This is a genomic window from Antrihabitans spumae (genome assembly GCF_043944905.1).
In the GTDB taxonomy this organism is placed as follows: Bacteria; Actinomycetota; Actinomycetes; order Mycobacteriales; family Mycobacteriaceae; genus Antrihabitans; species Antrihabitans spumae.
This window is the reverse complement of the sequence record NZ_JBIMSN010000128.1, coordinates 24,157-30,634: the sequence shown is the minus strand read 5'-3', so window position 1 is coordinate 30,634 and position 6,478 is coordinate 24,157. Positions and strand designations below refer to the sequence as shown.

Genomic DNA, 6,478 nt, shown 5'->3' with positions numbered 1-6,478 from the left:
ACCACACCCCATTTTCACCCCAGCAGCGCGTCCGGAGGGCACCTTTAACTCACGAGGCCGCAGGCCCTCTAGGGACTCGGCTGCGGTAGTTCGCAATCGGTGACCTTCGGATTGACGCCCACATAGTTCAGTGGCCCGGCAAGGACCGTCACAACGATCGTGCCCACACCGGCGCACGACTCTGCTTCACCCTTGTAATAGCCCCTCTGGCCGGCCGCGATTGCGCCGATGATCAACCAGACGAGCACAACTACCGTTGCAATACGCATAGCGGTCTCCTTGTCGCTGAAGGTATTCGGGGAGTACCCGAGCGACTAGCAGGAGAAACGTCCTATCAATTGTCCGGCTCTGGGTGGAGCGGTCGGCGTCACCGACGGAAGAGCTTGTTACCCAACCACACGATCGGATCGTATTTGCGATCCGCGACGCGCTCCTTCATCGGAATGAGAGCGTTGTCGGTGATCTTGATGTGCTCGGGGCATACCTCGGTGCAGCACTTGGTGATGTTGCACAGTCCGAGGCCATGTTCTTCCTGCGCCACGTCGCGCCGATCGGCAACGTCGAGCGGATGCATTTCCAACTCCGCGATGCGCATGAGGAATCGTGGCCCGGAAAATGCTTCCTTGTTCTCTTCGTGATCGCGGACCACGTGACAGGTGTTCTGGCACAGGAAGCATTCGATGCATTTGCGGAACTCCTGGGACCGCTCCACGTCGACCTGCTGCATGCGGTACTCCCCCGGCTTCAGCTCCGGTGGGGGCGTGAACGATTGCACTTCACGAGCTTTCGCGTAGTTGAACGAGACGTCGGTGACGAGGTCTCGCATCACAGGGAAGCTGCGCATCGGAGTGACCGTGATGACATCGGCTTCGGTGAAAGTCGACATCCGCGTCATGCAGAGGAGGCGTGGTCGCCCGTTGACCTCCGCCGAACACGACCCGCACTTGCCTGCCTTGCAGTTCCACCTGACCGCGAGATCCGGTGTCTGCGTTGCCTGTAGCCGATGAATGATGTCGAGGACCACCTCGCCCTCGTTGACCTCGACGGTGTAGTCGTGCAGCTCTCCACCGTCGATGTCACCGCGCCAGACCCTGAACTTCGCGTCGTAGGACATCTCAGGACTTCCTTCCAGGATGTTCGGCGAGTTCGCCCTCGGTGTAGTACTTTTCGAGCTCGTCGATGTCGAAAAGCTCCAGCAATTCGTCACGCATCGCCGTCTGCTCCCGCTTTGCGACGCTGACGCCAGGCACCAGGCCGTCGCCTTCGGCCGGATCAGCCGTACAGACGAGCAACGTGTTGCGCCAGTGCGCGTCCATCTTCGGATAGTCGTCACGGGTGTGGCCGCCACGGCTTTCCGTACGGAGCAAGGCGGCCTTGGCAACACATTCGCTTATCAGCAACATGTTTCGCAGGTCGATCGCAAGGTGCCAACCCGGATTGAACGGCCGCTGCCCTTCGACAACAACCCTGCTCATTCGGCCGCGTAGCTCGTCGAGCTTGCCGAGCGCCTGCTCGACCTCTTCTTCCTTGCGGATGATGCCGACGAGGTCGTTCATCGATTGCTGCAGATCGGAGTGCACGGCGTACGGGTTCTCCGCGGCGCCGTCGGCAGGTTGATCGAACGGCACCAACGCATTTCGCGCAGCAGCCTCGACATCGGCTTCGGTGACGGATGGACGTTCCTTCAGCGCCGTCACGTAGGCCGCGGCGCCGAGGCCCGCTCGACGTCCGAATACCAGTAGGTCCGACAGCGAGTTGCCGCCGAGTCGATTCGAGCCGTGCATTCCACCGGAACACTCACCGGCGGCGAAGATTCCGGGCACGCTAGCGGCACCGGTATCGGGATCGACCTCGATCCCACCCATGACGTAGTGACACGTCGGACCCACTTCCATGGGTTCCTTGGTGATGTCGACGTCGGCGAGTTCGAGGAATTGATGATGCATCGACGGTAGCCGCCGCTTGATTTCCGCAGCAGGCATCCGCGAGGCGATATCGAGGTAGACCCCGCCGTGCGGTGTGCCGCGGCCTGCCTTCACCTCCGAGTTGATGGCACGCGCGACCTCGTCGCGTGGCAACAGGTCGGGAGTTCGGCGACTGCTGTCGTTGTCCTTGAGCCACGCGTCGGCTTCTTCTTCCGTTTCCGCGTACTGACCTTTGAACACCAGTGGGATGTAGTCGAACATAAACCGCTGACCCTCGGTGTTCTTCAAAACGCCACCGTCACCGCGGACCCCCTCGGTGACGAGGATGCCCTTCACGCTTGGCGGCCAGACCATGCCGGTCGGATGGAACTGGATGAACTCCATGTTGATCAGCGACGCACCCGCCCGCAGCGCGAGGGCATGCCCGTCACCGGTGTACTCCCAGGAGTTCGACGTCACCTTGAAGGACTTGCCGATGCCACCCGTCGCGAGCACGACAGCCGGTGTCTCGAACAGAATGAACCGACCCGATTCGCGCCAATAGCCGAACGCGCCTGCGATCGCGCCGTCTGCCTTGAGCAGCTCCGTCACGGTGCACTCCGCGAAAACCTTGATGCGGGATTCGTAGTCGCCGGTCTCCTTGAAGTCTTCCTGTTGCAGCGCAACGATTTTCTGCTGCATCGTCCGGATGATTTCGAGTCCGGTGCGGTCGCCGACGTGAGCGAGGCGAGGGTAGGTGTGGCCGCCGAAGTTGCGCTGGCTGATCCGACCGTCCTTGGTCCGGTCGAACAACGCGCCGTACGTCTCGAGCTCCCATACGCGGTCGGGGGCCTCGCGGGCGTGCAACTCCGCCATCCGCCAGTTGTTCAGGAACTTGCCACCGCGCATGGTGTCTTTGAAGTGCGTCTGCCAGTTGTCCTTCGAGTTCGCGTTACCCATCGACGCGGCGCACCCGCCCTCGGCCATCACCGTGTGGGCCTTGCCGAACAACGACTTGCAGACGACCGCAACCGTGAAGCCGCGTTCGCGAGCCTCGATCACGGCTCGGAGTCCGGCACCGCCGGCACCGATCACGACGACGTCGTAGGAGTGCCGTTCGACCTGCCGTTCAAACTCTGTCATGGATTACGTTTCCTTCTTGGGCGAGCCGGGGCGAGCTGAGTGCCGAGATCGACTGCCACGTGAGGAGTCGTCGTCGCCACTAACCGACGAAACGAAGATCTGTCAGAGTTCCGCTCGCGACGAGCATTACGTAGAAGTCGGTGAACACGAGTGTGCCGAGCGTGATCCAGGCCAACTGCATGTGCCGTGTGTTCAGCTTCGACACCTGCGTCCAGATCCAGTACCGAACGGGATGCGCAGAGAAGTGCTTCAATCTGCCGCCGGTGATGTGGCGGCAGGAGTGGCACGACAGCGTGTACGCCCACAATGCGACGACGTTGACGACGAGCACGACGTTGCCGAGCCCGAACCCGAACCCGCCGGGTGAGTGGAAGGCAGCTATGGCGTCGTAGGTGTTTATCAACGAGATGACCACCGCCGCGTAGAACAGGTAGCGATGCGCATTCTGGACGATGAGCGGAAAGCGCGTCTCGCCAGAGTATTTGCTGTGGGGTTCCGCAACGGCGCACGCAGGTGGTGACAACCAGAAGGCCCGGTAGTAAGCCTTGCGGTAGTAGTAGCACGTCAGCCGGAAAAGCAGCAGAAACGGCAGTACTACGAAACCGAGCGGGATGAGCATCGGCAACTCGGGGAACGGTGTGCCGAAATGGCTCGAACCCGGAACGCACGAATCACTGAGACACGGAGAATAGAACGGCGTGAGGTAGTGATATTCCTCCACCCAGTACGCGGTCCGCACGAACGACCGAACCGTCGCGTAAGCGACGAATGCGCCGAGTCCGATGACCGTCAGAACGGGTGGAATCCACCAACGATCGGTCCGCAACGTTCGGGCGGAAAGCTGAGCCCGCGTCGAGGAGAAGACGCCAGTTCTGCCGTTGTCGTGCTGTTCTGCGTTGCGGTCGGTGGCGGGTGCGCTCACTTGGTCCGCTCGCGCGAGTGGAACCCGAGACCCTCGTCCTGGGCACCCATCCACGCCGATTCGTCGGAGCGGCTGTCCGGGACGTAGATGACGTCGTTTCGGCGTTCCGGTGCGCCTTTGATCGGAGGTGGTGGCGATTCCTCCAGGTCGGCAGCATCGAGATCGAGACGATCGAGATCGTTGACGAGCCGGGATATCGATCGGGCGTCACCGTACTGCGAGCGAAGCGCGCCGATGCATTGTCTGAGCTGGCCGATTGTCTGGCGAAGCTCGTTTATTTCGGTGGTTGACATGGGCTGTACCTCCGAGGGGGCTGTGTGACGAAGAGCACACTACGACATGGTAGCCGCGTCTGGCGGGTGGTTCGCCTGCCGAACGACTATGTGACTCAGCTCACTTTAGAGGCATTCCTCGGAGGACGAACAAGGCGGCCGCACGCCGGTGCGGCCGCCTCGTTTCGAGATCCTGGGAACTGTCTGTTCGCTACGGAGTGATGGTGGTCTTCGTGTTGATCTCCTCGGCAGCTGCGTTGACGATCTCGGCCTGGTCGGGAGTGGCGTCGAGGTTCAACTGCAGCACGTAGACGCCGTCCTTGCCCTCTATGACGACGGTCTTCTGGGCGACCAGAATCTCTTGTCCGCCTTGGGTGTATGTACCGGCGACCGCCAAGGAGGGAAAGCCGGAGAACGTGGATTTGGTCTCGGGTTGAACCTCGGTGTAGTCCGGCAGGTTCTTCAGTTCGCCGCTCGCGTATTCGATCAACTTCTCCTGGTCGACGTTGCCCTCGAGCTTCGACAGCAGTGCAATGATGCTCGGCTGATAGTTGCCGGCGTCTGCGCCCGAATAGACAATTGCCGCATATGCCCATTCCGGGGTATTTGCACCCGCGTTTTCCCAACCCGCTGGGAATGGCAGATCGATCGTCGGAGCATTTGGATCGTCGGGCTTGACGGGTGTCTCGGTTATGCCGTTCTGCGCGATGTAGTCCGCAATGGTCTCGTTTGCACCTTCGGTCGACGTCGGTTTCGCCTTGGTCGTCGATTCAGCTTTTCCGCTCGAGGTTGCAGCGGCTGATGTGGTGGCTTTGCTCGACGTTGCCGACGATGATCTGTCGGAATCGCCCGATCCACACGCGGGGAGTGCGAGAACGCAGGAAGCGGCCACAACGGCGACCGGAATTTTTAGCAGAAGTTTTTTCATAGCGCATTTTGTACGGGTCATATCCCCTGCACGTTAATGGTTTACGGCAAATGCCGGCACAAGTACCCGCCGACGCTGAGTAGAACTACCGCTTCGACGACACGAATTGCCGCAAAATTACCCTGCGGCCAGTTCGGTGATCGGGCGCTGCAGAAGAACCGCGCTGACCCGTTCGACGAGGCTCGTGATCGAACTGGCTACCTCTGCAGCCTGATCGAGAATCACGCCGTGTCCTGCCCCTTCGAGGCACACCAACACCGATCCGGGAAGGCGCGATGCGATCGCTATCGAGTGCTCGAATGGAGTGACCACATCGGCCGAGCCGCCGAGAATCAGAGCGGGTATCTGCTCGAGGATCGACAGGGTTTCCGATTCGTCGAAACCGATGAACGATTCGAGGAAACCGGACATCGTCACGACGGACGTCTCGTTGAGCATCGCCGCGGCAACCGCAACCATCCGTGGGCTCACCTTGCGGTTGCCGAAGCCGGCATTGCGCACGATGGGCTCACATACGCTGCGGCTCATACGCTTCGAGGCATGCATGACACCGGGTGCCCACTTGACGGCGCCCCGGAGCGCGGCAACGGCAGGACGCCTCAGCCACCGTCCGATACCCGCTTCGGTGAGTCGGCTCGCCGCTGAGGCGATCAGACCCACACCGACTATGCGGGTGCCGATTTCGGCGGGATTCTGGCGCGCATAGACGAGTGCGGTCATCGCACCCATGGAATGCCCGACGAGCACGATCGGTCCGGTCGGGACGACCGCGCGAAGAACTGCCGACAGGTCGCTGCCGAGCTGATCGAGATTGTAAGTGTCGTAAGGGGCTTCGCCCGATTCGCCGTGACCACGGTGGTCGTAGAAGACCATGCGGACCTCGGTACCCCAGGTCTGCGTGAGGTGGCTCCGGAGGTAGGTCCACGAGTCGGTTCGGAGGCAATGCCCGTGTACGAACACGACGGTCAGGGGGGCGTCGGGTCGACCGAATTCGCGGACCGCGAGCGGTACACCGTCGTCGGCTGACACGGTAATGCGATGCCCGTCGATATCGGCGGCGGGTACGACTCGGGCGGTAGCGAATCGAGTAGTCGACATGTCGGTCTCCCGTGTTTGGGTTCCTGACCGGTTGTCGCGTGGGGGTGCGACTCCGTTACTACTGCAGGAGAAACTTGTTTGCTGCGGTAGATGGATGGTCGCCCAGAAGTTGCTTGTACCGATGGGTAGCAAAGCAACCGTTATCGTCCCGGTGTTCAAACGACGCCGAAATATAGTTTGCGAGCCTTGAATTCCCGAGTCTTCCAATCTC

Annotated in this window: 7 protein-coding genes; all 7 read right to left on the bottom strand. The window is 61.2% G+C overall.

The window, feature by feature from the left end:
- Positions 1-68: 68 nt before the first annotated feature.
- The 7 genes from ACHIRB_RS26215 to ACHIRB_RS26185 all read right to left on the bottom strand — a co-directional run bounded on the left by ACHIRB_RS26215 (position 69) and on the right by ACHIRB_RS26185 (position 6,267).
- Complete coding sequence (locus ACHIRB_RS26215) at positions 69-269, bottom strand: hypothetical protein (protein ID WP_395118567.1); 201 nt, start codon at positions 267-269, stop codon at positions 69-71.
- Between the two features lie 98 nt (positions 270-367).
- Positions 368-1,114, bottom strand: a complete 747-nt coding sequence (locus ACHIRB_RS26210) for a succinate dehydrogenase/fumarate reductase iron-sulfur subunit (RefSeq protein WP_395115337.1) — start codon at positions 1,112-1,114, stop codon at positions 368-370.
- Position 1,115: 1 nt separating this feature from the next.
- Positions 1,116-3,047 (bottom strand): fumarate reductase/succinate dehydrogenase flavoprotein subunit, encoded by a 1,932-nt coding sequence (locus ACHIRB_RS26205; protein WP_395126108.1) that lies wholly within the window; start codon positions 3,045-3,047, stop codon positions 1,116-1,118.
- 79 nt (positions 3,048-3,126) lie between these two features.
- Positions 3,127-3,969: a hypothetical protein gene (locus tag ACHIRB_RS26200; protein WP_395126107.1), complete on the bottom strand. Its 843-nt coding sequence runs from the start codon at positions 3,967-3,969 to the stop codon at positions 3,127-3,129.
- Entirely contained in the window at positions 3,966-4,262 is a 297-nt protein-coding gene (locus tag ACHIRB_RS26195; protein ID WP_395126106.1) for a hypothetical protein, read from the bottom strand. The genes ACHIRB_RS26200 and ACHIRB_RS26195 overlap by 4 nt, the downstream gene beginning before the upstream one ends.
- 190 nt (positions 4,263-4,452) lie before the next feature.
- The gene (lpqN, locus tag ACHIRB_RS26190; RefSeq protein WP_395126105.1) at positions 4,453-5,169 is read right to left on the bottom strand and encodes an envelope biogenesis lipoprotein LpqN; all 717 of its coding nucleotides are present in this window, start codon (positions 5,167-5,169) and stop codon (positions 4,453-4,455) included.
- 117 nt (positions 5,170-5,286) lie between these two features.
- Positions 5,287-6,267, bottom strand: a complete 981-nt coding sequence (locus tag ACHIRB_RS26185; protein ID WP_199703704.1) for an alpha/beta fold hydrolase — start codon at positions 6,265-6,267, stop codon at positions 5,287-5,289.
- Between the last annotated feature and the right edge of the window lie 211 nt (positions 6,268-6,478).

Bases quoted from the DNA above. Each gene is read 5' to 3' on its own strand.
- ACHIRB_RS26215 (WP_395118567.1), bottom strand. From the start codon at position 269: ATGCGTATTGCAACGGTAGTTGTGCTCGTCTGGTTGATCATCGGCGCA.
- ACHIRB_RS26210 (WP_395115337.1), bottom strand. From the start codon at position 1,114: ATGTCCTACGACGCGAAGTTCAGGGTCTGGCGCGGTGACATCGACGGT.
- ACHIRB_RS26205 (WP_395126108.1), bottom strand. From the start codon at position 3,047: ATGACAGAGTTTGAACGGCAGGTCGAACGGCACTCCTACGACGTCGTC.
- ACHIRB_RS26195 (WP_395126106.1), bottom strand. From the start codon at position 4,262: ATGTCAACCACCGAAATAAACGAGCTTCGCCAGACAATCGGCCAGCTC.
- lpqN (WP_395126105.1), bottom strand. From the start codon at position 5,169: ATGAAAAAACTTCTGCTAAAAATTCCGGTCGCCGTTGTGGCCGCTTCC.
- ACHIRB_RS26185 (WP_199703704.1), bottom strand. From the start codon at position 6,267: ATGTCGACTACTCGATTCGCTACCGCCCGAGTCGTACCCGCCGCCGAT.